This window comes from Sphingomonas nostoxanthinifaciens, assembly GCF_019930585.1.
GTDB classification, from domain to species: domain Bacteria; phylum Pseudomonadota; class Alphaproteobacteria; order Sphingomonadales; family Sphingomonadaceae; genus Sphingomonas_I; species Sphingomonas_I nostoxanthinifaciens.
This window is the reverse complement of record NZ_CP082839.1, coordinates 3,251,873-3,277,211: the sequence shown is the minus strand read 5'-3', so window position 1 is coordinate 3,277,211 and position 25,339 is coordinate 3,251,873. Positions and strand designations below refer to the sequence as shown.

Sequence of the window (25,339 nt, the reverse complement as noted above, 5' to 3'; positions counted from 1 at the left end):
GGACGCGGCTGCCGAAGATGCCGGCGCGCCTTCACGAAGCCCCTGTGGGGTGAAGATCGCACGGGGCGCGTGACGCCGGCGCCGTGTCTCGCCCTCGCGACCTTCTCGCCGTTGTCGGTGCTTCGATAGAGCGGTATCGCCATGGTTCTAATCCCATGGCGCCAAGGGGCAATTGTAACCAAATGGAAGCGCCCGTCTCGTCGAACCACCCCGCCGTTGCGCCGGAGCGGGCCCCGTGAGTTCGGCGGCCCTGGATCAGCTTACGCGGCGACAGCGCGAATGCCTGGCTCTGGTCGCTCTTGGACTGACCTCCAAAGAGATTGCGACGGTGCTCGGCATCGAGCCGACGACGGTCGACGTCACGCTGAAGCGCGCCGCGCGGCGCACAGGGATCAGCGACCGGCGACGGCTCGCACGGGCCATGGCCGAGCAGGAGCCGGAAATGACCCAATTGATGCTCCAACGATTGGGTCACGAGCAAAAACGGCTTGTTTCCAATGATTTTGCGCTTGAACAGGGCGGTGCTCAGAGCGGTGCGGACCTGGGGCTGGTAGATCGGACCGGCCTTGGGGCGACGCCGCGAAGGGCATCGGAGGACTTGTCGCCGACCGAGAAGCGGCTGCTCGCGATCGCCGTCGCCTTTGCGGCGATTGCGACGCTGCTCGCGCTCGTCCGGTTGTCCAAGTTCGCACTCGCGTCCATCGCCGCCTAGCGAACCGGGCGGTGGTGGACGCGCAAACAGGGGAACATCAATGCGCAACAAGGTCTTGTCGCTCGGCACCGCCATCCAGCAGCACGTCAAGCAGACGGAGCGGATGCTGGATATCGGCCTCATGGAACAGTCGAACCTGCTCCACTCGCTGTTGAAGGCGCGGCTGGAGCTGGGGTTTGCCGCCTGCGTGGCGCAGGATGTCATCGACGATGCGGGGCGCATGATCGCCGATGGGCTCGATCAGCGCCGCCGGGCCATCAGCCTGCACGATCGGCTGGCAGCGATCAGCCATGGCATGAAGATCGACCCGAAGGCGTTCGGCGATGGCGGCGGCAAGGACATCGTCGCGCCGCTGACCACCGGCCTCGCGCCCGTGGGCGACGCGGACGAGCGACAGGCGGCCTGACGCCGAAGCCTGCAGCAAGCCACCGCGATGCCCAACTGGTTCCTGGCAGCGCCGCTGATCTACGATGCAGCGTTGGTGGCTTGCTGCGGATATGCCGTGGCGGTCGGCGGCCGTCCGGAACGCATCGGCGCGGGGATCGCCATCGCGGCGAGCGGCGCGAGCGATTGCGTGATCCTGCTGCGCCATTGGTCGGCGTTCGACGCCAGCGACGGCCTCGCCATGGTCGATCTGGGCACGCTGATCGCGTTCGACGCGCTGATGGTTCGTTCCAGGCGGCATTGGCCGATCTTCGTGACCGGCGTTCAACTCGCATCGGTGACGATCGACCTGGCCATGCTGCTGAGCCCGATACCGTTGCGGCCTTATCTGCGCTGGCAGGGCAAGTTCGCCTACCCGATCCTGATGGCGCTGGCGGCGGGAGCCTTCAGATATCACCGCCGCAAGATGATCGCGTCCCGTTCGTGCGAGTACGGAGACCCCAATTGAAGATTTCTGGTGGACCGCTCAGCTTCGACCCGCGGCATATCCGGCCCGACGCGTCGATATGCAGTCTCGGCGACCTGGCCCAGACGCTCGTGGACGCGAACGGCCGGATGGGCGATTATTTCGAGGGGCTGTATTCGGGCGACCCGACGCGGTGCCTGCTGCTGGAGCTGTTCGTCGCCGCGGAGGCAGGCATGCGCCTGAAAGCGGCCGCGTCGTGCCTCAGGACCGTTCCGTTGACGACCGGAGCGCGCTGGATCGGGCTGCTCGAAAGCATGGGGTTGATCGTCCTGAGCGCCGACGATCGTGATGCCGAGGTTTCGCTGTCGCTGTCCGACGGCGCACGCGAAACTATGACGCGCTATCTGTGCGATCTTCGGTCGCGAATGTGGCCTCCCCCGCCTTCAATTCGGCGGTGAGGAGGTGGATAGCCAGATCGAGGTGAGGGGCGGCCGTCAGGCCGACCTTGCCTTGGTCGAGTAACCGCAGCGCTTCCGACGTAAGGCTGACAGCGCGGGCGAGAGCGTTCGTCACGGCAGCATTCCATAGCGCATGCGAACCACGATCCCCATCGGCGTTGCGCAGATCGCCGACGATCGACCGGACGCTTATGACCGGCGAATAATGACGCCACACGCGAGGATAAACCGCATCCGGCCCGGGGTTCAACCCGTTCGACAAGCGACGGAATGATGCGGCCGGGGGTTGCGGGCGGCGCTCCGGCGCATCATCTATTGTGCAGTGCAGCAAGATGGTCATGGCCACGCCTGTGCCGGCTTCACCATGAAGGACGCTGCCGATGCGAAAACTTTCCGATACGATGGCGCGCCTGTCGGCGCTGCGCGATGCCGCCATCGTGGGGGGCTCGCCTGGCGATAGCGGCCGTTTGTCCGCCCTTGCCGCTTTCGGGTCGAATCCCGGCGCGCTGCGCGGCCATATCTACGTTCCGGCATCTCTCCGCGAGGATGCGGCGCTCGTCGTCGTCCTGCATGGCTGCACGCAGACGGCCGCGGGCTACGACCATGGCGCGGGCTGGTCGGAGATGGCGGATCGCCACGGCTTCGCGCTGCTGTTTCCCGAGCAGCAGCGGCAGAACAATCCCAACCTCTGTTTCAACTGGTTCACGCCCGAGGACAGTCGGCGCGGGACGGGCGAGGCGTTGTCGATCCGACAGATGATCGCCGCGACGTGCGATGCCTGCGGGATCGACCCCGCCCGCATCTTCGTGACGGGCCTTTCGGCCGGCGGCGCGATGGCCACCGTGATGCTGGCGACCTATCCCGAACTCTTCGCCGGCGGCGCGATCATCGCCGGCCTGCCCTATGGGAGCGCCAGCACGATCCCCCAGGCCTTCGATCGGATGCGCGGCTACGGCGTACCGGGCGAGCCGGAGCTTGCGGGGCTGGTCCGCGCCGCGTCCGATCATGCCGGTCCCTGGCCCACTTTGTCGATCTGGCATGGCAGCAGCGATGTGACGGTGAGCCCCGTCAATGCCGAAGCCATCGTCCGTCAATGGCGGTCGCTCCACGAGGTCAGCGCGGCGCCGAGCCGGCTGGACAAGGTGGACGGTTATCCGCGGCGCGCCTGGCGCAACGCTCAGGGCCGCGAGGTGATCGAGGAGTACAGCATCACCGGCATGGGCCACGGCACGCCGCTCGACACGACCGGCGAGGACGGCTGCGGCACCGAGGGCGCCTACATGCTCGAGACGGGCATTTCCTCGACGCGGCACATCTGCCGCTTCTGGGGTCTGGTGTCGACCGGGCACGCAGGCGAGCGGGTCGCGCGCCAGCCGGCGCTCGTTCCGGCGCTCGCTTCCGCCGCGCCGCAAGCGGCATCACCGCTTCGCCCCCGGCCGCAGAGTCCGGTCGGAACGTCCGGCCTCGCGGGCGTGGGCAAGGTGATCGAGGATGCGCTGCGCGCGGCCGGACTGATGCGCTAGACGTATCGCCGCGCGCCCGGCGGCCGCCCTTTGACCCTGACGATCGGGCCTGCCAGTCTTCGCCGCGCCGGCTGGTGCCGAACGAAGGGCTGAAGCGATGACCGATCCGGTTCAGGAAAAGATCGATAGCCTCGGCGACTGGCGCGGCCCGCTTCTGGCCCGCATTCGCGCGGTGATCCTGGCGGCGGATGCGGACATCGCCGAGGAGATCAAGTGGCGCAAGCCGACCAATCCGCTGGGCGTGGTCGTCTGGTCGCGCGCCGGCATCATCTGCACCGGCGAGACATACCGGGACAAGGTCAAGCTGACCTTCATGAAGGGCGCCGCTGTGAGCGATCCCGGCGGGCTCTTCAACGCGAGCCTCGACGGCGTTCGTCGCGCGATCGATATCAGGCAGGACGACGCGCCCGACGAGGCTGCGCTCACCGCGCTCATCCGCGCCGCGATTGCGATCAACCTGACGGGCAAGCGCGGCTAGCGTCTGGCCATGCCCGCTGAAACATTCCTATGATAACGCGCGCAAAGCGGGGGCGGCGACAGCCGGGCCCGTGGGCGGGCATCCGCTTCCTCGACTAACATGGAGGACGACTTGGGCTACATCACGACATCCGACGGCGCGGAGATCTTCTACAAGGATTGGGGCCCGAAGGAGGCCCAGCCGATCGTGTTCCACCATGGCTGGCCGCTGTCGTCCGACGATTGGGACGCGCAGATGCTGTTCTTCCTCGCCAACGGCTATCGCGTCGTCGCCAGCGATCGCCGTGGCCATGGCCGCTCGTCGCAGATCGCGACCGGCCACGACATGGACCATTATGCAGCCGACGCGTCGGCGGTGGCCGAGCATCTCGACCTTTACAATGCGGTCCACATCGGCCACTCGACCGGCGGCGGCGAGGTTGCACGCTACGTCGCGAAGTTCGGCCAGCCGCAGGGCCGCGTCGCGAAGGCGGTGCTGGTCAGCGCGGTGCCCCCGCTGATGGTGAAGACCGACGCCAACCCCGACGGCACGCCGATCGAGGTGTTCGACGGCTTCCGTTCGGCGCTCGCCGCCAATCGCGCGCAATTCTTCCTCGATGTCGCGTCGGGGCCGTTCTACGGCTTCAACCGCGACGGCGCCAATGTCTTGCAGGGCGTGATCCGCAACTGGTGGCGTCAGGGCATGGAGGGCAGCGCGCTCGCCCATTACGAAGGCATCAAGGCCTTCTCCGAGACCGACCAGACCGAGGATCTGAAGGCGATCACCGTGCCGACGCTCGTCCTGCAGGGCGACGACGACCAGATCGTGCCGTACAAGGATGCGTCGCTGCTCCAGGCCAAGCTGCTGCCGAACACGACCCTCAAGGTTTATGAGGGCTTCCCGCACGGCATGCTGACCACCCATGCCGACGTGATCAACCCGGACCTGCTCGCCTTCGTGCGCGGCTGATCCGGATCTCGACAGGGAAGGGGCGGGCTCGATCCGCCCCTTTTCGCTGTCAGTAGAAACGCGGGATCGGGCCGATCTGCGGGGTCTGGTCGGGCAGGTCGACCTCGACGTCGTCGGCGAAGCACCAGCCCCAGCCTTCGGGCGGATCATAGCCCTCGATGATCGGGTGGCCGGTGCCGTGGAAATGAGCACGCGCGTGGCGGTGCGGCGAATCGTCGCAACAGCCGACATGCCCGCACGTGCGACACAGCCGTAGATGCAGCCACACGCTGCCGATCCTCAGGCATTCCTCGCACCCTCGGGCGCTGGGGGTCACGTCCTCGATCGTGTTCATGTGGCTGCAGGACATCGTGCATTCTCCTCGGCGGCCGGCTCGGTAAGCGTCGCGTGGATCGCGCGGCCGAGAATAAGCCGCTGTTGAACGCGTGCAACGTCGCAACCGCCAACGCCGCGCTGCACAGTGCTGGCGGCCATGCTATGTTCTCCACCGATGAGTCTCTCTGCCTCCCGCATCGATGGCCCCGCCACCCTGGCCAACGACCCCAAGAACGCGCCCGACTTCGTCGTGATCGACGTGGAGACGGCGTGCGCGCGGGTCAGCAGCATCTGCCAGATCGGCATTGTCGGCTTTCGCAACGGGGCCGAAATCTTCGAATATGAGACGCTGATCGATCCGTGCGACGAATTCTCGTCGTTCAATACCCGGATCCACGGGATTACGTGCGACCATGTGTTCGGCAAGCCGACCTTCGCCCACGTCCATTCGGCCGTGGACGCGCACCTCTCCGGCCGGATCACGGTCGCGCACTCCTTTTTCGATAAGGGCGCGTTGAGCGCCGCGTGTCGGGTTCATGACCGGACCGCGATCGAGACCACCTGGCTCGACAGCGTTCGCGTGGCGAAGCGCGCATGGCCCGAACTGCCGAGCCATCGGCTCAACGTGCTGAGCAAGTTCCTTGGCATCCGGCACAAGCACCACGATGCGCTGAGCGATGCCCGCGCGGCCGGCTGGGTGATCGTACGCGCGATCGAGCATACGGGCCTCGATCTGGCGGGATGGCTGGCTCCGACCCCGCGCGGCGGCTCGGCCCCGAAGCCTGCGCCGGTCGGCCCGTTGCAGGGCGCGCGTGCCGCCATCCTCGGTGCATCGCGCGATGGGGCTCTGGCGCACTGGCTGGCGGCGGCCGGCGCCCGCGTCGTGAGTTCGGTCGGCACTACCACGACCTTGCTTGTCGTCAGCAACGAACAGCCGTTCGGTCGCTACTTCGCCGCAAGCCCGGCCCACCGCCGCGCCGACGAACTTCGCCGCGCCGGATCGCCGATCGAGATCGTCGCGGAAGACGAGCTGCGCGCGCGCATCGCATTGCCGCTCGCATCCTGACCGCCGATCGCGCGCGCCTCTAGTCGCGCATCGCGGGCGGCCGAGGCGCGCGGACGACCTTCACCAGCCCGGCGAGCGACAGCGCCGCGAGGCCGAACCAGGTGATGGCGTACATCAGGTGATTGTTCGGGAAGCGTAGCACCGTCAGCCCGCCATGCGGCCACACGGCCGGATCGGGGCTCGCGCCGGCGTCGATGAAATAGGGCGCGACCGGCCCCAGCTTGCGCGCCGCCGCGATCGCCGCGACATCGCGGGAGAACCAGCGGTCGTTCGCCGGCTGGTTGGCGCGGAGCAGCGCGCCCTTGGGTTCGCTGATTCGCAGCAGGCCGGTGACCGAAACGGGGCCGTCGGCGGGGCGGAAGTGGCCGGGCTGGCGCGCCACGTCCTCCGGCACGAAACCGCGATTGACGAGCACGGTGAAGCCCGCGTCGCTCCGCAACGGCGTCATTACCCAGGAGCCCGCGCCCTCCTCGGTCAGCGCCCGTACCAGCGTGTCGCGTCCGGCGAGGAAGGTGCCGTGCACGACGACGCGGCGATAGGCGTCGTGGACGGCGGTGACATTGCTCCATGCCGCCGGCGGTGGGGCCGGGGTGGGTGCGGCATAGGCCCGCTCCTCGACCGCGTGGATCAGCGCCAGCTTGCCCGCGCGACGCTCGATTTGCCAGACGCCGAGGCTAAGGAAGGCTACGATCAGGAACAGGCAGAGCGCGACCAGCGACCAGCCTTTCGGCCCCCGCGGGCTCGCGCGATCGGTCACTGCATAGGGCCTGCCGTGCCGCCCGGCATCGGCATCATGTTGGTGTTGAGGTGATACATTACCCAGATCGATCCGCCGATGGTCAGCACGACGATCACCGTGGTGAACAGGAAGGCGAGCAAAGTCCAGCCGCCCTCCGATCGCGTGTCGAGATGCAGGAAGCACACGACATGCACGACGATCTGGGCAAGCGCCATCGCGAAGATCAGCGCGATGGTCGTCTGCGCGTCGTGCAGCACGTCCGACATGACGAGCCAGAAGGGCAGCGCCGTGAGCACGATCGCGAGGATCGTCCCGACCCGATAGCCCCGGCTATGGCCCGAGCTGTGGGCGGCGTGAGCGGGGTGCGCGGCGGCCCCCTCGTTGGAAGAGCTGCTCAACGGACGACTCCAAACAGATAGACGAAGGTGAAGACCCCGATCCAGATGATGTCGAGGAAGTGCCAGAACATCGACAGGCAGATCAGCCGGCGCTTCATCGGCTGGCTCAGGCCGTGCTGGCCGAGCTGGACGAGCAGGACGACCATCCAGATCAGCCCGATGGTGACGTGCGCGCCGTGCGTGCCGACCAGGGTGAAGAAGGCCGACAGGAAGGCGCTACGCTGCGGCCCGGCGCCCTCGGCGATCAGGTGCGAGAATTCGTAGAGCTCGATCCCGACGAACGCCGCGCCGAGCAGCCCGGTGAGGACCAGCCAGAAGCGGGTGGCGCCGACCCGGTTCGCCTCCATGTGCGGCATCGCCTGGCCGAAGGTGATCGACGATGCGAGCAGCAATGCGGTGTTGAGCGCGACCAGCGGCAGGTCGAAGATGTCGCGCGGCGCGGGTCCGCCGGCAAAGGCGGTGCTGACGACCCCGAACATCGCGAACAACGAGGCAAAGATGAGCGCGTCGCTCATCAGGTAGATCCAGAAGCCCAGCACCGTGGCGCCGTTGCCGCCGTGATCGTGATCGTCTTCGGCGACGTGCCATACGGGCGTGCCGTCGCCGGGCTGAAGGGCGTGGTCGGTCATGTCAGGCTCCCGCGACGAGCTGGGCACGCTTGCTTTCCGTCCGGGCCACTTCGTCGGCCGGAATGAAATAGTCGCGCTTGAAGTTGAAGGTGTGGCCGATCGCCACGACGAGCAGGCCGGCGAAGCTCAGCGCGGCGAGCCACCAGATGTACCAGACCATCGCGAAGCCCAGCACCATCGCCAGCCCCGCCAGGATGATCCCCGCGCCGGTGTTGCGCGGCATGTGGATCGGGCGGTAGCCGCCGGCCGGACGCTCGTAACCGCGGCGCTTCATGTCGTACCACGCGTCGAGATTGTGGATCACCGGCGTGAAGGCGAAGTTGTAGGCGGGCGGTGGCGACGTGGTCGACCATTCCAGCGTGCGGGCGTCCCACGGATCGCCGGTGGTGTCGCGCAGCTTGTCGCGCTTCACGATGCCCATGACGATGCTCATCACGAAGCCGAGGATGCCGACCAGGATCACCAGCGCGCCGATCGCGGCGACGATGAAATAGGGTTGCAGGCTGGCGTCGTCGAAGTGGTTCACGCGCCGGGTCGTGCCCATCAGGCCGACGATGTAGATCGGCGTCCACGCGATCCAGTACCCGAGCACCCAGCCCCAGAAGGCGACATGCCCCCAGAATTTGTCGAGCTTGAAGCCGAACGCCTTGGGGAACCAGTAGACCATGCCGGCGAACAGCCCGAACACCACGCCGCCGATGATCGTGTTGTGGAAGTGGGCGACAAGGAACAGCGAGTTGTGGAGGACGAAGTCGGCGGGCGGGATCGCCAGCAGCACGCCGGTCATGCCGCCGACCACGAAGGTGATCATGAACGCCAGCACCCACATCATCGGCAGCTCGAAGCGGATGTCGCCGCGATACATGGTGAACAGCCAGTTGAAGATCTTCGCGCCGGTCGGGATCGCGATCACCATCGTGGCGATGCCGAAGAAGCTGTTGACGCTGGGGCCTGCGCCCATGGTGAAGAAGTGGTGCAGCCACACCAGGTAGGACAGGATCGTGATGACCACCGTGGCGTAGACCATCGAGGAATAGCCGAACAGGCTCTTGCCGGTGAAGGTCGAGGTGATCTCCGAATAGATGCCGAAGGCCGGCAGGACGAGCACGTAGACCTCGGGGTGGCCCCAGATCCACACCATGTTCCAGTACATCATCGGCGCGCCGCCGAGCGCGTTGGTGAAGAAGTTGGTGCCGATGTAGCGGTCGAGCAGCAGCAGGAAGAAAGCGGCGGTCAGCGCGGGGAAGATGGCGATGGCGAGCACGTTGGAGCAGAGCGCGGTCCAGCAGAAGACCGGCATCTTCATCATCGTCATGCCGGGCGCGCGCATCTTGATGATCGTGGCGACCATGTTGATCGCGGACAGCGTCGTGCCCACGCCCGCTATCTGCAGCGACCATAGATAATAATCGACGCCGGTATCGGGGCTGTAGGCCAGTTCGGCGAGCGGTGCGTAGGACAGCCAGCCGGTCCGCGCGAACTCGCCGACGAACAGCGAGATCATCACCAGCACGGAACCCGCGACGGTGAGCCAGAAGCTGAGATTGTTGAGGAACGGGAAGGCGACGTCGCGCGCCCCGATCTGCAGCGGCATCACGAAGTTGATCAGGCCCACCACCAGCGGGATCGCCACGAAGAAGATCATGATCGTGCCGTGCGCGGTGAAGATCTGGTCATAATGGTGCGGCGGCAGGAAGCCGTGGTTCGACCCGAACGCGACCGCCTGCTGCGCCCGCATCATCAGCGCGTCGGAGAAGCCACGCAGCAGCATGATGATGCCGAGGACGACGTACATGATGCCGATCTTCTTGTGATCGACGCTCGTGAACCATTCGCTCCAGAGATAGCCCCAGAGCCGGAAGCGCGTGATCGCGCCGACGACGCCGAGCCCCAGCAACGAGACGACGATGAACGTCCAGAGCAGGATCGGCTCGTGGAAGGGGAATGATTCCCAGGAGAGACGTCCGAAGATCGTCTTCATAAGGCTGCTGTCTGTCATGATTACCCTGACGGCTGGCGATCAGGCCCGGGCGGCGCGGGGGGCGCCGGGGGCGTGGAGGGGCACGATTGTGGAAAGATCCCGGTTGCGCGGGTCACCGGGCTTCTTCGCGCCCGGGGGACCAGGCTCGGCGGGCTTGGTGACGTTGGGGCCCGTACCCTTGTCGGCCGGAGCCTTTTCGAGTGCGGGCGTCGGCTTGGGCTCGTTTGCGGGCGTGGTGTCGCGGCCCGGCGGCATCATGCCATGCTCGCCCACGGGCGCGGCCCCGCCGCGCGCCATGTCGTGGCGCATCACGTCGACCATGCACGGCGTGCCGGGGGCGACGCAGCGGTTGAGCACGCGGTCGAACAGGCCGGGCGCGACCGAGGCGAAGTGCATCACCGGCACCTTCTCGCTGGGCTTCTCGAGCACCAGGTAGCTGGCCGGTTCGAGCGCGCTCTGGCCGCTGCCCTTCACCTGGGCGACCCACTGGCCGAACTGGCCGGGCTCCATGGCGCGCAGCTTGAAGCGATTGTCGGTGTGCCCCGCGCCGGTATAGTTGCCCGAATAGCCCCAGCTCTCGCCCGGCTTGTTGACCACCGCGTGGAGCTGCGACTGCATCCCCGGCATCACGTAGATCATGCCCGCCATGGTCGGCGCGTAGAAGGTGCTGAACTGGTTCGCGGAGGTGATCTTGAAGCTGACCGGTCGATCGACCGGAAGCGCGAGCTCGTTGACCGTGGCGATGCCCTGCTCGGGGTAGATGAACAGCCATTTCCAGTCGAGCGAGACCACGTCCACCTCGAGCGGCTTGGTGCCCGCCGGGATCGGCCTCCCCGGCGCGATCCGCGCGAGCGGCCGGAACGGATCAAGCAGGTGGGTGCTCGTCCAGGTCACCGCGCTCAGCGCGATGATGATCATCAGCGGGCACACCCAGATCACCAGTTCCAGCGTCGTCGAATGATCGAAGCCGGGGTCGTAGACCTTGTTCGGATTGCCGCGCCGGTAGCGCCACGCGAACAGGATCGTCAGCGCGATCACCGGCATGATGATCAGCAGCATGACCCCGGTCGATAGCAGGATCAGGTTTCGCTGCTGCAGGGCGACATCGCCGGTGGGGTTCATCACCACCATGTCGCATCCGCCGAGCAGGGCCGGCAGAGCGAGGAGTGGCAGGCGTAGGGCCCATCGGGCAAAAGGGGGTGCTGCGTTGCGCATGCGAGCCAGCTAGCCCGACCCAGGCCGCCGGCATTTGATCTGAGTCAAAGGCGCGGCCGCTGCCGCGGCGTAGATCGACCGGCATATGGCGTGCCACATTGGCGCGTTTCAACGCGATCGCACGTCGTCGACCCCACCGGGTCGGCCGGGAGGACAGGACGGGATGGTAGCCAAGACCCTAAGCGCGGGGAACTCCACGTCGATGGAGCGCGACGCCCGGCTGATCGATGCGCGCGGCCATCATGTCGGCGCGGGCGACATCGCCGTCGGTGTCATCATCGGTCGGTCGTCGGAATTCTTCGACTTCTTCGTCTATGCGATCGCCTCGGTCCTCGTGTTCCCGTCGTTGATCTTCCCTTATGTGAATGCGCTGACCGGCACGCTCTATTCCTTCGCGATCTTCGCGCTCGCATTCGTCGCCCGGCCGTTCGGCGCGCTGCTGTTCCTGCAGCTCGATCGCAAGCACGGTCGCGGGGTCAAGCTGACCCTCGCATTGTTCCTGCTCGGCGGAAGCACCGCGGCGATCGCCTTCCTGCCCGGCTATGCCCAGATCGGCAGCCTGGCCGCTGTCCTGCTCGCCTTGTTCCGCATGGGACAGGGCTTCGCGCAGGGAGGGACGTGGGACGGGTTGCCGTCCTTGCTCTCGCTCAACGCACCGGCGGAGCGCCGGGGCTGGTATGCGATGATCCCGCAGCTGGGGGCGCCGGTCGGCCTGTTCGTCGCCACGGCGGTCTTCGCTTTCCTGTTGAAGGAGCTCGGCACCGCCGACTTCCTCGATTGGGGCTGGCGCTATCCGTTCTTCGTGGCGTTCGTGATCAACGTCGTCGCGCTCTTCGCCCGGCTGCGGCTGATCTCGTCGCCCGAATTCGAGGAATTGTACGAGAATGGCGAGCTGCGCCCGTCGACGGTGTCGTCGTTGTTCAGCGAAGAGGGGCGTACGGTCGTCCTGGGGGCGTTCGCGCCGCTGGCGAGCTTCACGATGTTCCACCTCGTCTCGGTGTTTCCGCTGTCGTGGGTCGTGCTCCACTCGGAGGAGCCCGCCACCCACTTCCTCATGATCGAGCTGGTCGGCGCGGTCGTCGGGCTCGTCGCGGTGGCGCTGTCGGGCGTGATCGCCGACCTGATCGGCCGCCGCACTTTGCTCGGCAGCTCCGCCGTGCTGATCGGCATCTTCGCCTGCTTCGCGCCCTTGCTGCTCGGCCAGGGGCCCTCGGGCGAATGGACCTACATGATGCTCGGCTTCGTCCTGCTGGGCCTGTCGTTCGGCCAGTCGTCCGGCGCGATCAACGGCAGCTTCTCGCCCAAGCATCGCTATACCGGCGCGGGCACCACGGCGACCGCGTCGTGGTTCATCGGCGCTGGCTTCGCCCCGCTGGTGGCGTTGCTGCTGGCGAGCAACTTCGGGCTGTTCTCGGTCGGCGCCTACCTCCTGTTCGGCGCGCTCTGCACGCTGGCGGCGCTCCGCCTCAACCGCAATTGGGCGCTCAAGGCGAACTGAAGCGTCGCCTTCCGATCTGCCGGCCGGGCTGGAGGTTTCAATGCGTTTCGATGTGGTCGTGGTCGGCGGCGGCCCGGTGGGGCTCGCCTTCGCACGGTCGCTGCGGGGGCGCGGGCTCCGGATCGCGATCGTCGAGCGCCAGCCGCTCGCCGCGCTTTCGGAGCCCGCGAGCGACGGGCGAGAGATCGCGCTGACCCATCGTTCGGCGCGGATATTGGAAGAATTGGGGGCGTGGCAGCGCCTTCGCGCGGACGATATCGCGCCGTTGCGCGCGGCGCGGGTGCTCAACGGCGCGTCGCGCTTTGCCTTGGCGTTCGACCCTGCCGCGAGCGGCGATGATCGGCTGGGCCAGCTGGTGCCGAACAATTGCATCCGGCGCGCGCTCTTCCAGGCGGTCGAGGGTCAGCCTGGGCTCGAGCTGATGACGGGGGCGAGCGTCGCATCGGTCGCGCGCGACCGGGCCGGCGTGACCGTGCAGCTGGCCGACGGCCGCGCCATCGGTGCGCGGCTGCTCGTCGCCGCCGATTCGCGCATGTCGGCCGTACGGGACCAGCTCGGCATCGCGGCGGAAGTGAACCGCACCGGGCGTTCGATGATGGTGGCGCGCATGGCGCACGAACGCGATCATCACGGGATCGCGACCGAATGGTTCGGGGGCGACCAGACCATCGCCATGCTGCCGCTCGCCGGGCGTCTGTCCTCGGCGGTGCTGACGCTGCCCGCGTCCGAGATCGAGCGTATCGCGGCGTTCGACGCCGCGGCGTTCGGCCGCGAGATCACGCGCCGCTTCGACGGCCGGCTCGGTGCGATGACGCTGGCGGAGGGACCGCACGTCTATCCGCTGGTGACGACCTATGCGCGCCACTTCGCCGCCCCCCGCGCGGCTTTGATCGGCGATGCGGCGGTGGGGATGCACCCCGTCACCGCGCATGGCTTCAATCTCGGCCTGACGGGGCAGGCGACGCTCGCCCGCCTCGTCGCGTCGGCGGCGGCGCATGGCGGGGACATCGCATCGTCCAGTCTGCTGCGTCGGTACGAAACGACGCACCGGCTGGCGACGCGCCCGCTCTACACGGCGACGAACCTGCTGGTCCGCCTCTATACCGACGAGCGCCCGGCTGCCCGCATCGTGCGCCACGCGACGCTGCGCGCCGGCGCACGCCTTCCGCTCGTGCGCAGGACGGTGACCGGCCTGCTCATGCAGCATTGATCCGTTCCGCTCCCCGTTTGGAGACCATATCCGTGACCGACGCGCCCGCCGCCCGCGATCCCGCCACCAGCTTGTACGATCGCGCCGGGGGCGCCAGCGGCATCGCCGCCATCGCCAATCGTTTCTACGATCTGATCGAGCAGGAGCCCGAATATGCCGAGCTTCGGGCCATGCACGCGCCCGATCTGCTGCCCATCCGCGTCTCGCTGACCGAGTTCTTGTCCGCATGGCTTGGCGGCCCGCGGACGTGGTTCGAGGAGCGGCCGGGCAGGTGCATCATGTCCGCGCATCGCGCGATGGACGTGACGCAGCGCACCGCCGCACAGTGGGTCCATGCGATGAGCCGCGCTTTGGCGGAGAACCGCATCGAGCCGGCGCTCGGCCGCCAGATGCAGCAAGCGTTCCTGGGCATGGCGAACGGCATGATTCCGCGCTGACGGTGTCCGTCGGAATGGTTGATCGCGGTCAAACCGGCGCGGCCGCCGCGCTGCTAGGCGGATGGCTTCAACATCGGACGGGATGACGGCGTGCAAGCGGCGACCAAGGGCTCCTTCTGGACGCGATCACATCATCTGGATCGCATGACGTTTCGCGAGTTGGTGGTGGCGTATTTCCAGCATCATGCGATCGTCGCCTATCTGGCGCTTACCGGCGTCGCGATCGGCATCTATTCCTGGCATCCGGCCGCCGCGCTTCCGACCGCCGCGACGATCGCGCTGATCGTGCTCGCCTATCCGCTGATCTGGTATGTGCTGCACCGTTGGGTGCTGCACTGTCACTGGATGTTCAAGGTGCCTGCGCTGGCCGGCATCTGGAAGCGCATCCATTACGATCATCATCAGGATCCGCATCATCTGGAGGTGCTGTTCGGCGCGCTCTACACGACGGTGCCGATGCTGCTCCTCGTCTCGGCGCTCCCGGGCTATGCGATCGGGGGCGTCGGCGGCGCGGCGATCGGGTTCGCGACGGGGCTGTTGTGCACCTGCTTCTACGAATTCTTCCACTGCATCCAGCACCTTACCTACAAGCCGCGGCTGAAATGGCTGGCGACGATGAAGGTGCGCCATATGGAACATCATTTCCACGACGAGGACGGCAATTTCGGCATCACCAACTTCGCGTGGGATCGCCTGTTCGGCACGCTCTACACGCGCACGCAGCGGCCGGCCAAAAGCCCGACGGTATTCAACCTCGGCTATACCGAGGACGTGGCGCGCGCTTATCCGTGGGTCGCGCGCCGTTCGGGCGGCGTCGCGGTCGGCCACCCCGGCCGCCGCGGTTCCTCTCGGCGCCGGTGAGCCGTAGCGCGCGGCGCGCGCTTCAGCCCGGATATCGTAGCGCCTCCACCAGCAGAGCGAAGGCCGCCGAAGGCTGGCGACGGCTGGGATAATAGAGATGATATCCCGCAAATGGCGGGCACCAATCTTCCAGCACGCGCACCAGTCGGCCGTCCGCAAGCTGCGCCGCGACCGCGTCCTCCATCACGAACCCCAGTCCGAGTCCGGCCGCAGCGGCCTGCGCGATCATCCGCGTATTGTTGCAGGTGAATTGCCCATCGACGCGCACACGAACCTCGCGCCCGTCGCTCTCCAATTCCCACGCATAGAGGCCGCCGGCACTCAGCATCCTGAGATTGATGCACTTATGGCGTTGCAGATCCTGCGGCGTCGCGGGCGCCGGATTGCGCGCGAGATAGTCGGGCGAGCCGACCACCACCATGCGCAGCTCCGGCCCGATACGGACGGCGATCATGTCCTTGGCCAGCGCCTCCCCCAGGCGTACGCCGGCGTCGAACCGATCGGACACGATATCGGTAAACGCGGAATCGACGCTCAGCTCGACGTGGACATCGGGATATTCGGGCAGGAAACGTTCCAGCACCGGCCACAGGATCGTCGTGGCGGCGTGCTCCGACACGGTGATGCGGATCGTCCCGGCAGGCCGGTCGCGCAGGTCGCTCAGCGAAGCGAGCTCGGCTCCGATATCGTCCAGCGCGGGCACGAGCGTGGCGAGAAGACGGTCGCCCGCCATGGTCGGGGCCACGCTGCGAGTCGTGCGCGTCAGCAGGCGCACGCCAAGGCGGGTCTCCAGCCGCCGCACCGTATGGCTCAGCGCGGATTGCGAGGTGCCGAGCTTCGCCGCGGCGCGGGTGAAGCTCCTCTCCTCCGCGACGGCCATGAAGGCGTTGAGGTCGACCAGATCTTCGCGCTGCATTGATGAGCCCTAGACATGGGCTCACCTCAATTCCAGCGCCTACGGACATGGCACCTGTGCCATGTCCGCCGGTACGGCGGACGGTTCAGCGGTAGGAATGCTGCAGGATGGCTTCGGGCAGGCGCGCGCCGACGATGTCGATCATCGACGTCGCCCGTTCGATCTCGCTCAGATCGTCATCCGTGAGGCTGACGCTGGCGGCACCGAGATTTTCGGTCACGCGATCGAGCCGGCGCGTGCCGAAAATCGGGACGATGAAGGGCTTGCGCGCGAGCAGCCACGCCAGGGCGATCTGGGCCGGGGTCGCGGCCTTGGCGTGCGCGATCTGCGCGATCAGATCGACGATCGCCTGGTTCGCCGCCATCGCCTCCGGCTGGAAGCGTGGCGAGTAAGCGCGGAAGTCGCCCGCCTCGAAATGGGTGCGGGCGTCGATCTTGCCGGTCAGGAAGCCGGCGCCGAGCGGGCTCCACGGCACGAAGCCGATGCCGAGTTCCTCGCACAGCGGCAGCACTTCGGGCTCGGGCTCGCGCGTCCACAGCGAATATTCGCTCTGGATCGCGGTCACCGGCTGCACCGCATGTGCCCGGCGGATGGTGCCGGCCGCCGCCTCGGACAGTCCGAAATGGCCGACCTTGCCGGCGGCGATCAGCTCGCCGACGAGCCCGGCGACCTCCTCGATCGGCACTTCGGGGTCGACCCGATGCTGATACAGCAGGTCGATCTTGTCCATGTTCAGCCGCTTCAGCATGCCGTCGACGGCGCGGCGGATATGATCGGGCCGGCTGTTCAGGCCCGGCTGGCGCTCGCCCGTCGCATTGTCGATGTTGAAGCCGAACTTGGTGGCGACGATCACCTCGTCGCGGATCGGCGCGAGCGCCTCGCCGACCAGCACCTCGTTGGTGAAGGGGCCATAGGCTTCGGCGGTGTCGAACAGCGTCACGCCCTGCTCGTGGGCACCACGGATGACGCGGATCGATTCCGCCTTGTCGGCCGCTGCGCCGTACACGCCTGCGAAGCTCATGGTGCCGAAGCCGAGTTCGGAGACGGTCAGGCCGCCGAGGGTCCGCATCTGCATTCTTTCTCCAGTCGTTCGGTGTGGAGGCGGGATCGACGAAACGGGCGGGCGACAGCGCCCGCCCGAAATCGCCGCGCCGATGTCAGCGGCCGGTGGTCGCCATCAGATGCTCGGGATAACGCTCGCCCTCGACGGGGATCGCCGCGAGCGCCTCGCCGATGGCGGCAAAGTCGTCCGACGACAGCGCCAGCTCGGCCGCCGCGATATTCTCCTCGAAGCGGCTTAGCTTGGTGGTGCCGGGGATCGGCACGATCCACGGCTTCTGCGCGAGGATCCACGCGAGCGCGACCTGCGCGGGCGTCGCCTGCTTCTGATCGGCGATGCCCTTGATGCGATCGACCAGAGCCTCGTTCTTCGCCATCGCTTCGGCGGTGAAGCGCGGCAGGCCCTTGCGGAAGTCGTTGTCGGCGAGCTTGCTGTCCTTGCCCATCGCGCCGGTCAGGAAGCCCTTGCCGAGCGGGCTGTAGGCGACGAGGCCGATGCCGAGCTCCTCGCACGCGTCGAAGATGCCGTTGGTCTCGGGCTCGCGCGTCCACAGCGAATATTCATTCTGCAGCGCGGTCACCGGCTGCACGGCGTGCGCGCGGCGGACGGTGGCGGCGCCCGGCTCGGACAGCCCGAAGTGCTTGACCTTGCCCGCTTCGATCAGCTCCTTCACCGCGCCGGCGACGTCCTCGATCGGCACGTTCGGGTCGACGCGATGCTGGTAGAACAGGTCGATCTGCTCGATGCCCAGCCGCTTGAGCGAGGCATCCGCCACCGCCTTGATCTGCTCGGGGCGGCTGTTCATTCCCGCCATCTTGCCGTCGACGATGTTGAAGCCGAACTTGGTCGCGATCACGACCTGATCGCGTACCGGCTTCAGCGCCTCGCCGACGACCTGCTCGTTGGTATAGGGGCCGTAGACCTCGGCGGTGTCGAAGAAATTCTCGCCGCGCTCGACCGCCTGACGGATCAATGCGACGCTCTCTTCGGTGCTCAGCGCGTGGCCGTAGCTGAAGTTGAGCCTCATGCAGCCGAAGCCGATGGCGGAGACCTTCAGGCCGCTCGTTCCGAGTTCACGCTGCTGCATATTCTGTCTCCTGCTCGGCGCGCCATGGGCACGTCATCTCAGGCGAGGAGATAGGCAGGATCGCCCGGCGCATTAGGCCGGTTCTTCTGCATGAAGCTATATCGCAGGCTCATCAATCGCCCGCGGCATCCCGTCAGGCGGCCGCGATACCGTTCAGCAGATAATCGTAGACGTCGAAATTGCGAACCTCGGTCCGCCGCGCCTTGGCGGCATATGCCGGCGTCAGCGGCTCCGACAGCAGGAACGGCATATGCTGTTCAGACAGGCCGCCATGCGAGCGCAGCCGCCGGCCCTTCAGCCCCGACAGATCGTGAAGCACCGCCGACGAGCCGATCACGACATGGGTGTTCGCGACGACCGTGAAGTCGCCTTCATATTCCGGCGGCGTCTCGAAGCGGCGCGCCGCCTCCGCGCCGGTCAGCACCAGCTCGACCCCGTCCAGTGCGCGCGTCGTCGCCATCATCGCGGCGATCCTGCTTTGGTCCCCGCGCAGATAGACACGGACGAACGAACCGAGCGCGCCGTGGTGGCGCACGAACGGATCGGTGATCGGGCAGATCACGCGCACCGCGCCCGCGCCGAAGCGCGCGTTGAGCACGTCCTCCAGCCAGATCACGTTGGGCGTGCCGTCCGGCCGCGACTTGTCGTTCATGCCGTGATCGCCGGTGACGCCCACGACTGCGTTTAGTTCGACCAACCGCCCGATCCGCCGATCGATCTCGGTCATGAACGCATTCGCCTCGGGCTCGCCGGGCGCGTAGCTGTGCTGGATCACGTCGGACAGCGACAGATAGAGCAGGTCGGCCGCGCGCCGCTCGATCAGCCGCGCGCCGGCATCGAGCACGAAATATGAGAGATCGGGATCATATTGATCGGGCGTCTTGCGCCCGACCAGCGCCTCGACATTGTCGATCCCCGCATTGGCCAATGTCGCATCCTTGGCCTTTTGCGACGAGAAGACGATGCCGTCCTTCATCCGATAGCCGATGATCTCGCGCAATTTGTCCTTGGCGGTGACGCCTGCGACGCGGACGCCCGCCTGCGACAGCCGGCCGAGGATCGTCTCGCACCGCAGCGCGCTGGCATCGGTGATCATCACCTCCTTGCCGGTGCGCCGATCGAGATAATAATTGCCCGAAATGCCGTGCACCGCCGGCACCGTGCCGGTCAGGATCGAGGTATTGTTGGGGTTGGTGAAGCTCGGCATCACGCCGCGCGCCGTGGCGGCGAAGCCGTGGCGCACGAACTGCGCCATGTTGGGCAGGATGCCGTCTTTCAGCCCCTGCTGCAGGTAAGCCGGGTCGAATCCGTCGACGCAGATTGCCACCGTCGGCCGGCGCGGCGGCTTATAGCTGCGGCCGTTCACCGTAATCTGCCCGGCCGGCATGGCCGCGCGCACCGAAGCGCTCGCGGCGGCCGCCATTGCCACAAAGGCGCGTCTCGTCACCCGGTCCAAGCGCAGCTCCGACATTGGCGCGCCAGGGGGATCCGGCGCGCGCATCATGTGCCAGCGGGAAGCCGGAAAGGGCAAGGGACCACAACCCCCTTCACCCCATGCGTAGGCGCCATTAGGCTGCCCGGCGAAGGGAAGAAATCACATGTCGAGAATCTGGCTGGGCGCCGCCGGCGCGCTTGCGCTTGCCGTACCTTCGTTCGCCACTGCCGCGCAGGCGCCGGCAGCGACGCAATCGTCCGAGGATGCGCGCCTCTACGCCTTTCTCGACCAGGAATTTGCCGAGCAGCTGCGCCAGCAGCCGCAACTCGCGACCCAGCTCGGCATGAAGGAGGGCGAGGACAAGCTCGACGATAACAGCGATGCTGCCCGGCTCCGCCAGCTCGAATGGCGCCGCGCCAGCGTCGCGCGGATGAAGGCGCAATTCGATCGGTCGAAACTGTCGCTCGATGCGCAGGTCAATTACGACATCTGGGCGCTCGAGCTGGATCGCGCCGAGCTCGCCTATCGCTATCGCCGCTGGGCGCCGCCTTTCTACTCGTTCCTCTACTCGGCCCATTCGCAGCTGCCGAACTTCCTCATCAACACCCACGTGGTGAAGGATGCCGGCGACATGCGCGCTTATGCGGCGCGGCTGCGTGCGATCCCCGCCGTGCTGGACGAGGCGATCGCGCAGAGCCGGGCGTCGGACGCCGCCGGCATCCACGCGCCGAAGTTCGAGATCGAGCGCGTCATCGCGGGCAGCCGCGCGATCGTCACCGGCGCGCCGTTCGACAATGGTCCTGCCTCGCCCTTGTGGGCGGATGCCCAGGCCAAGGTCGCGCGGCTGCAGGCGGGCGGGACGGTCTCGGCAGCCGAGGCGCAGGCGTTGCTCGCGGACACGCGCGCCGCTTTGCTCACGATCAAGCCGGCTTATGATCGCGTGATCGGCTGGGCGGAGAGCGACCTTGCGTCGGCGCCGAGCGGGAAGGTCGGCGCGATCACGCTGCCCGGCGGCGCCGATTATTATGCGGCGGCGCTCAAGCTTAACACCACGACCGATCTCACCGCCGCCCAGATCCACCAGATCGGGCTGAGCGAGGTGAAGCGGATCGAGGGCGAGCAGGACACGCTCGCGCGGCAGGCGGGCTTCAAGGATCGCCAGGCTTATTATGCCGATCGCGAACGGCGCTTTCCGCCCGTCCCGTGGACCGATGCGTTGCGCGCCGATTATCTGACCAAGGCCAATGCCGTCCTCGCGCACAACCGCACGCTGCTGCCCAAATTCTTCGGACAATTGCCCGCCTATCGCATGGAGGTGGTGCGCGAGCCGTCGTTCAGCGAGGTCGCCGGCGGCGCCGCGCACGCATCCGGGGCCAGCCGCGACGGATCGCGGCCCGGCCGCGTCTACGTCCATCTGCTCGGCACCACCGATGATCCGTCCCCCGACGCGATGGTCGACCTGATGTGCCACGAAGGCGTGCCGGGGCATGTGACGCAGGGCGACATCCAGGTGCGCCAGAGCGCCGGGCCGAAGTTCCGCGCGACCGCCCGCTACGTCGCGTTCAGCGAGGGCTGGGGCCTGTATTCCGAGGCGCTGTGTAAGGAGATGGGCGCCTATCCCGATCTCGCCAGCGACTTCATGCGGCTGGAAGCCGAGCTGTTCCGCGCGGCGCGCCTCGTGACCGATACCGGCATCCACGCCAAGGGTTGGACCGAGCAGCAGGCGATCGATTACATGATCGCGACCGGCCGGGCCTCGCCCGATCAGGCGCGGTCGGAGGTGCGCCGCTACATCACGCTGCCGGGGCAGGCGACCGGCTACAAGATCGGCATGCTCAAGATCATGGAGCTGCGCCACCGCGCGGAGCAGGCGCTGGGCCCCAAGTTCGACATCCGCGCCTTCCACGATCTGCTGATCGGCTCGGGATCTTTGCCGCTACCGATTCTCGAGCGACGCGTGGACAGCTGGATCGCGGCACGGAAGTAAGGTGATAATGTCAGCTACGCTGCTCGCATCGGCGGACATGACGGCACGCGCTCTGATCAATGTTGGGCCGCGCTGGCGCGACCTCGTGCGTGGCTTTCCTGCGGCATTAGTGGTCACGCTGTCCTAAGTCGATCAAGAAGTATTGTCGTCTCGCGAATTAAGACTTCCACATCAACACTGAATTCATTTCTCTTCTTATTCCATTCATAAGCCCGATCACGTATCTCATCTGTATTTTTGATAAAGCTCAGCTTCTGTTCGTCCGTCCAGCGACTAAAGTGTTTGGCGGCAACATCTGTATAATGACGACCTGTTTTATACGGGTAATGTCTATCAGTTTCCATAAACATTTGCTTCTTGAGTTGCTCGCTTGCGCGCGTAAACGTCTTGAAAGCTTCCGTTGGATCGGACTCGGCAATCGCAACGTGCATCTCATAGCGTGAGTAGTAATTATCGATTTTCTTTGTGTTCGGTCTCTTCTTGGCTCGCTCCCGCGAGTAAGCGTTCTGGAAAGCCTTTCCTGCTTTAGGCAAGTCGCCGTGTATGGTTGCTGCAATTCCAACTTGAAGCCAGTAGTCCGGGTTATTCTCTGTCCCACCGAATACCCGTATTTCGTCATAGTAGCGCGAGATATTGGCAGACTTTCCTGCTCCGCCGAATAATGGCTCGATAGAACCGTATCGTGTTAACTTAAATCGTAGAGATTTAAAGTCCTCATCAGTTGACTCTCCCTTTATCGCGCGCTCGTAAAGATCGACGAGGCATTCTCTCACGAGTTCATCCTCTGAAAATGTCTTTAAAATATGGGCGCTAAGAACGCCCGCGCGAGGAAAAATAGTATCTCCCCGAACATTCAAAAAATTCTTTACCTGCTCTGAATAGGTTCGCATGATTCGCCTGACCCACTGAGCTTCAAAAACCGTTTGCCAGTCGTTAATAGAAAACTCTAGTCCTAATACGTTGACTATGAAGGATGACATGAACAGCTTGAGTGCCCGTCTGTCTGGCCTTAAAGGGGCCAACAACGCGCTAACATCTGCTTGAACCTTTTCGGACTCTATGACTTCCAAAAGGAGCTTATACAGCGATCCTTGAAGAACATCGGTAATTATGCGCTTTCTAGCGGCGGGGTTAGCGCCAGCTTTATCTCCCCAAAACCCTCCGAAATTTACAAGGGCTTCGAACTGATCGGCATCAGACTGATCAATTCGGTCTAATATGATTTCATATACCGGGCCTAGATGCGCAGTTTTCTCGAGAAAGTCTGATATCAACTCATGAGAAACAGAGCGCGCCGTAAGAACTACCCGCTGCTCCTGCTTGCGGAGTGAGACGAATTCCCGAACCTCTGCCGTGAGGGATGCATAGTCCTCGAATATAACGGCTGCTCTCTCTCCGCTTCGCGCCAAAGTGCCAAGTTCGTCGATGAGACTCGCTGAGCGTCGGGCATAATAAACGCGATAACCGGTAGCGATCAAATATTTGGCAAGGACTAGGCAACTTGCCGTCTTCCCGGACGCAATTTCGCCGAGAAATAGTACGTCTCGCCAAGGGCCCCTCTGAATGGCCGAAACAGCATCCCGATCTTGCTGGCGCGTAACTAGATATGGCTGCATTCCAAAAACTGAGTCTTCCTGTAGGTACTCCGTTTGTTGAAGGCGACCGTAGACCATCTGCTGATACAGCTTTTGCGCATTCGTGTCCCGGTTTTCAGCCTCAGCAACTTTGACTTCCTCAAGAGCCACAAACGCACGGGCCGTCGTGCGAGGCTCGTAATTGTCGAAGACCTCCGCGATAGCTTTAGTCAGCGTGAAAACGCCGCCGTCGATTACGTGACCATATTGTGACATCGTGCCTAGTTCGATCGTATCCGCGCCTGGGGACACGAAGAAAAGGACTTTGCGGGCGAGCGTCTCGTCTTCGATAAGGGCCCTCGCGATGTCGAGATCATACAGACTATAGCCCGCGAAGATAATGGCCCTTGCCGTCTTTAGATCCCGAAGGAATAGGCGGAACCAGTCAGAGCTAGTAAGCCTTGATGTGGCGTAGGATAGATCTGTGAGCGCCAAGCCGGCTTGCAGATCTTCTGGACCGACGCTCGCAATAGAACCGTTTAGATGCACAACTGAGCCGGGCTTTGACCGGGAAACCTCGTCATCGATCGTGAGAGAAGACTCTGGGTAATTGCCCTTGCGGCAAAGCTCCGCTGCGTTATCATAGTTCGTAGTGTAAATGCGTCGCCAAGGTAGGTTGTAAAGTCTTGACAGACGATCGTCCACTTTGGAGACGGTGAGGCTCGCCTTAAGTGTTTCAAATACCCAATCTACGCCGCGCGTGCGGACAGCGTGACCAGCCACTCGGTCGAGAGGATGAGGTGATCCAGTTCCTAAGGGCTGATCAAGAAGGATGTCCTTCAGCGCATTACCCGCAGGAAGCTCCGTGTCGTCCGCGGTCTTGGAGAGAAACGAGAGCCCGGCTCCGGCGAACAACACCGCATCTCCGTCAAAGGCGATGCGCACGGCGTCATGTAGCTCCATTACCCCTCTCCCCAACGCACCGAAGATGTGTACTCGTACGCTTTCAGGGAGCAATGCTAATAAGCGCAACAATCACCGCTCAGCGCCCCAACCCAAAATGCTAAAAACTAGGAAAGCAATGTGGCGGGGCAGCTTCGGAGGAAATTCACCGCAAAAAGGGTGAACCCTTGTGCTCGCAGGCTCACTGCTACTTATTTGCTGTCAGGGCAGACTTATGCCCCACACGTCGAAAAACCGACGTTAGCTAAGTCACTGACATTAGCGAGAGAATGTTGGTGCGCCCGGAGCGATTCGAACGCCCGACCCTCAGATTCGTAGTCTGATGCTCTATCCAGCTGAGCTACGGGCGCCTGGGACGCTCCCCCTAGTCGAGGGCGTTGCGGGGCGCAACCCCGTATTGCGACACTTTCGTGCGTGCCGGATTTGGCGTTCCGGGGCAGGCGCGCGGCGCTTCCACCGATAACGATCAGGCTCTACAGCGCCGGCATGATACGCCGCTTGCTCCTCGTCGCCCCGATCGCGCTGGTGACGGCCTGCCATGGCACGGTCGGCGCGCCGTCGCTCGCGCTGCGGCCGGTCGAGGCGCAGCCGGTCGAATTGCCCGCGCCGGCCAGCGAAACCGAAACGCCGCTCGATCCCACGCTCGCCGGCCGGGTCGAAGCGCTCGTCGCGACGGCCGAGGACAGCCAGCGCGCGTTCGATGCGCGTCGTGCGACGACCGAAAAGGCGGTCGCGGCCGCCAGGGGGGCGCCGGCCGGCAGCGAGGCGTGGACGGTCGCGCAGCAGGAATTGTCCGCGCTCGTGGTCGCGCGCGGCCCGGTCCACGACATCAACGCGCAGGTCGATGCGCTGCGGCAGGAGCCGGGCGCCGCCGGCACCGCCAATCGCGCGCTGATCGACGCGACGGTGAAGCAGCTGGCGGCGATGGACGCCGCGCAGGCGGCCGCGATCGAGGCGTTGCAGCGGCGCCTGCGCTAACCGCGCAGCGCCGATCGCCGC

26 protein-coding genes and 1 tRNA gene are annotated in these 25,339 nt (G+C 65.5%); 14 read left to right on the top strand and 13 right to left on the bottom strand.

All coding sequences use genetic code 11. The features are described 5' to 3' along the window. Positions 1-235: 235 nt before the first annotated feature. Genes K8P63_RS15540 through K8P63_RS15525 form a run of 4 tightly spaced genes read left to right on the top strand, consistent with a single transcriptional unit; the run spans position 236 to position 2,020 of the window. Entirely contained in the window at positions 236-712 is a 477-nt protein-coding gene (locus K8P63_RS15540) for a helix-turn-helix domain-containing protein (protein ID WP_223796925.1), read from the top strand. Positions 713-752: 40 nt separating this feature from the next. After that, positions 753-1,118, top strand: a complete 366-nt coding sequence (locus tag K8P63_RS15535) for a hypothetical protein (protein ID WP_223796924.1) — start codon at positions 753-755, stop codon at positions 1,116-1,118. Positions 1,119-1,145: 27 nt separating this feature from the next. Further along, entirely contained in the window at positions 1,146-1,604 is a 459-nt protein-coding gene (locus K8P63_RS15530; protein WP_223796923.1) for a hypothetical protein, read from the top strand. Then, positions 1,601-2,020, top strand: a complete 420-nt coding sequence (locus K8P63_RS15525) for a hypothetical protein (protein ID WP_223796922.1) — start codon at positions 1,601-1,603, stop codon at positions 2,018-2,020. The genes K8P63_RS15530 and K8P63_RS15525 overlap by 4 nt, the downstream gene beginning before the upstream one ends. Here the strand turns inward: K8P63_RS15525 and K8P63_RS15520 are convergent. Continuing rightward, positions 1,953-2,360 (bottom strand): hypothetical protein, encoded by a 408-nt coding sequence (locus K8P63_RS15520; RefSeq protein ID WP_223796921.1) that lies wholly within the window; start codon positions 2,358-2,360, stop codon positions 1,953-1,955. The genes K8P63_RS15525 and K8P63_RS15520 overlap by 68 nt on opposite strands. A gap of 40 nt (positions 2,361-2,400) precedes the next feature. Here K8P63_RS15520 and K8P63_RS15515 point away from each other — a divergent pair, with 40 nt between their 5' ends. From K8P63_RS15515 to K8P63_RS15505, 3 genes are all read left to right on the top strand, one after another. Further along, positions 2,401-3,543: an extracellular catalytic domain type 1 short-chain-length polyhydroxyalkanoate depolymerase gene (locus tag K8P63_RS15515; RefSeq protein WP_223796920.1), complete on the top strand. Its 1,143-nt coding sequence runs from the start codon at positions 2,401-2,403 to the stop codon at positions 3,541-3,543. Between the two features lie 97 nt (positions 3,544-3,640). After that, positions 3,641-4,021, top strand: coding sequence for a DUF1801 domain-containing protein (locus K8P63_RS15510; protein ID WP_223796919.1), 381 nt, complete (start codon positions 3,641-3,643; stop codon positions 4,019-4,021). Positions 4,022-4,132: 111 nt separating this feature from the next. Continuing rightward, positions 4,133-4,969 carry an alpha/beta fold hydrolase gene (locus K8P63_RS15505; protein WP_223796918.1) on the top strand — a complete coding sequence of 279 codons (837 nt, stop codon included), beginning with the start codon at positions 4,133-4,135 and terminating at the stop codon, positions 4,967-4,969. A gap of 49 nt (positions 4,970-5,018) precedes the next feature. Here K8P63_RS15505 and K8P63_RS15500 read toward each other — a convergent pair whose 3' ends face one another. Continuing rightward, positions 5,019-5,318, bottom strand: a complete 300-nt coding sequence (locus K8P63_RS15500) for a UBP-type zinc finger domain-containing protein (RefSeq protein WP_223796917.1) — start codon at positions 5,316-5,318, stop codon at positions 5,019-5,021. 141 nt (positions 5,319-5,459) lie between these two features. Between K8P63_RS15500 and K8P63_RS15495 the strand changes: the two genes are divergently transcribed. After that, positions 5,460-6,350 carry an exonuclease domain-containing protein gene (locus K8P63_RS15495; protein WP_223796916.1) on the top strand — a complete coding sequence of 297 codons (891 nt, stop codon included), beginning with the start codon at positions 5,460-5,462 and terminating at the stop codon, positions 6,348-6,350. A 19-nt stretch (positions 6,351-6,369) separates the two neighbouring features. Here K8P63_RS15495 and K8P63_RS15490 read toward each other — a convergent pair whose 3' ends face one another. The 5 genes from K8P63_RS15490 to cyoA are packed head-to-tail and all read right to left on the bottom strand — an operon-like array spanning position 6,370 to position 11,228. After that, positions 6,370-7,107, bottom strand: a complete 738-nt coding sequence (locus tag K8P63_RS15490; RefSeq protein ID WP_223796915.1) for an SURF1 family protein — start codon at positions 7,105-7,107, stop codon at positions 6,370-6,372. Continuing rightward, positions 7,104-7,487 carry a cytochrome o ubiquinol oxidase subunit IV gene (gene cyoD, locus K8P63_RS15485; protein ID WP_223796914.1) on the bottom strand — a complete coding sequence of 128 codons (384 nt, stop codon included), beginning with the start codon at positions 7,485-7,487 and terminating at the stop codon, positions 7,104-7,106. The genes K8P63_RS15490 and cyoD overlap by 4 nt, the downstream gene beginning before the upstream one ends. Further along, complete coding sequence (cyoC, locus tag K8P63_RS15480) at positions 7,484-8,116, bottom strand: cytochrome o ubiquinol oxidase subunit III (protein WP_223796913.1); 633 nt, start codon at positions 8,114-8,116, stop codon at positions 7,484-7,486. The genes cyoD and cyoC overlap by 4 nt, the downstream gene beginning before the upstream one ends. Position 8,117: 1 nt before the next feature. Continuing rightward, complete coding sequence (gene cyoB / locus K8P63_RS15475; protein WP_398287754.1) at positions 8,118-10,097, bottom strand: cytochrome o ubiquinol oxidase subunit I; 1,980 nt, start codon at positions 10,095-10,097, stop codon at positions 8,118-8,120. 39 nt (positions 10,098-10,136) lie between these two features. After that, positions 10,137-11,228 carry a ubiquinol oxidase subunit II gene (gene cyoA, locus K8P63_RS15470; protein WP_263282649.1) on the bottom strand — a complete coding sequence of 364 codons (1,092 nt, stop codon included), beginning with the start codon at positions 11,226-11,228 and terminating at the stop codon, positions 10,137-10,139. A 247-nt stretch (positions 11,229-11,475) separates the two neighbouring features. Between cyoA and K8P63_RS15465 the strand changes: the two genes are divergently transcribed. The 4 genes from K8P63_RS15465 (at position 11,476) to K8P63_RS15450 (ending at position 15,318) form a co-directional block, all read left to right on the top strand. Next, positions 11,476-12,810, top strand: coding sequence for an MFS transporter (locus tag K8P63_RS15465; protein ID WP_223796910.1), 1,335 nt, complete (start codon positions 11,476-11,478; stop codon positions 12,808-12,810). Positions 12,811-12,850: 40 nt separating this feature from the next. Continuing rightward, positions 12,851-14,020: a 5-demethoxyubiquinol-8 5-hydroxylase UbiM gene (gene ubiM, locus K8P63_RS15460; RefSeq protein WP_223796909.1), complete on the top strand. Its 1,170-nt coding sequence runs from the start codon at positions 12,851-12,853 to the stop codon at positions 14,018-14,020. 32 nt (positions 14,021-14,052) lie between these two features. Beyond that, entirely contained in the window at positions 14,053-14,457 is a 405-nt protein-coding gene (locus tag K8P63_RS15455; RefSeq protein WP_223796908.1) for a group II truncated hemoglobin, read from the top strand. Between the two features lie 144 nt (positions 14,458-14,601). Continuing rightward, on the top strand, positions 14,602-15,318 hold the full coding sequence (locus tag K8P63_RS15450) for a sterol desaturase family protein (protein ID WP_223796907.1): 717 nt from the start codon (positions 14,602-14,604) through the stop codon (positions 15,316-15,318). A gap of 22 nt (positions 15,319-15,340) precedes the next feature. Here K8P63_RS15450 and K8P63_RS15445 read toward each other — a convergent pair whose 3' ends face one another. The 4 genes from K8P63_RS15445 to phnA all read right to left on the bottom strand — a co-directional run bounded on the left by K8P63_RS15445 (position 15,341) and on the right by phnA (position 19,804). Beyond that, entirely contained in the window at positions 15,341-16,234 is an 894-nt protein-coding gene (locus K8P63_RS15445) for a LysR family transcriptional regulator (RefSeq protein WP_223796906.1), read from the bottom strand. Between the two features lie 85 nt (positions 16,235-16,319). Then, entirely contained in the window at positions 16,320-17,309 is a 990-nt protein-coding gene (locus K8P63_RS15440) for an aldo/keto reductase (protein ID WP_223796905.1), read from the bottom strand. An 82-nt stretch (positions 17,310-17,391) separates the two neighbouring features. Further along, positions 17,392-18,381, bottom strand: coding sequence for an aldo/keto reductase (locus tag K8P63_RS15435; protein ID WP_223796904.1), 990 nt, complete (start codon positions 18,379-18,381; stop codon positions 17,392-17,394). A gap of 133 nt (positions 18,382-18,514) precedes the next feature. Next, positions 18,515-19,804 (bottom strand): phosphonoacetate hydrolase, encoded by a 1,290-nt coding sequence (gene phnA, locus K8P63_RS15430; protein ID WP_223799843.1) that lies wholly within the window; start codon positions 19,802-19,804, stop codon positions 18,515-18,517. Between the two features lie 175 nt (positions 19,805-19,979). Here phnA and K8P63_RS15425 point away from each other — a divergent pair, with 175 nt between their 5' ends. Continuing rightward, the gene (locus K8P63_RS15425; RefSeq protein ID WP_223796903.1) at positions 19,980-21,803 is read left to right on the top strand and encodes a DUF885 domain-containing protein; all 1,824 of its coding nucleotides are present in this window, start codon (positions 19,980-19,982) and stop codon (positions 21,801-21,803) included. A gap of 113 nt (positions 21,804-21,916) precedes the next feature. Here the strand turns inward: K8P63_RS15425 and K8P63_RS15420 are convergent, their stop codons facing one another. Further along, positions 21,917-24,340 carry an SIR2 family protein gene (locus tag K8P63_RS15420; RefSeq protein WP_223796902.1) on the bottom strand — a complete coding sequence of 808 codons (2,424 nt, stop codon included), beginning with the start codon at positions 24,338-24,340 and terminating at the stop codon, positions 21,917-21,919. 273 nt (positions 24,341-24,613) lie between these two features. Then, positions 24,614-24,690, bottom strand: a tRNA-Arg gene (locus K8P63_RS15415). 148 nt (positions 24,691-24,838) lie between these two features. Here K8P63_RS15415 and K8P63_RS15410 point away from each other — a divergent pair. Beyond that, positions 24,839-25,318, top strand: coding sequence for a hypothetical protein (locus tag K8P63_RS15410; protein ID WP_223796901.1), 480 nt, complete (start codon positions 24,839-24,841; stop codon positions 25,316-25,318). Positions 25,319-25,339 lie beyond the last annotated feature (21 nt).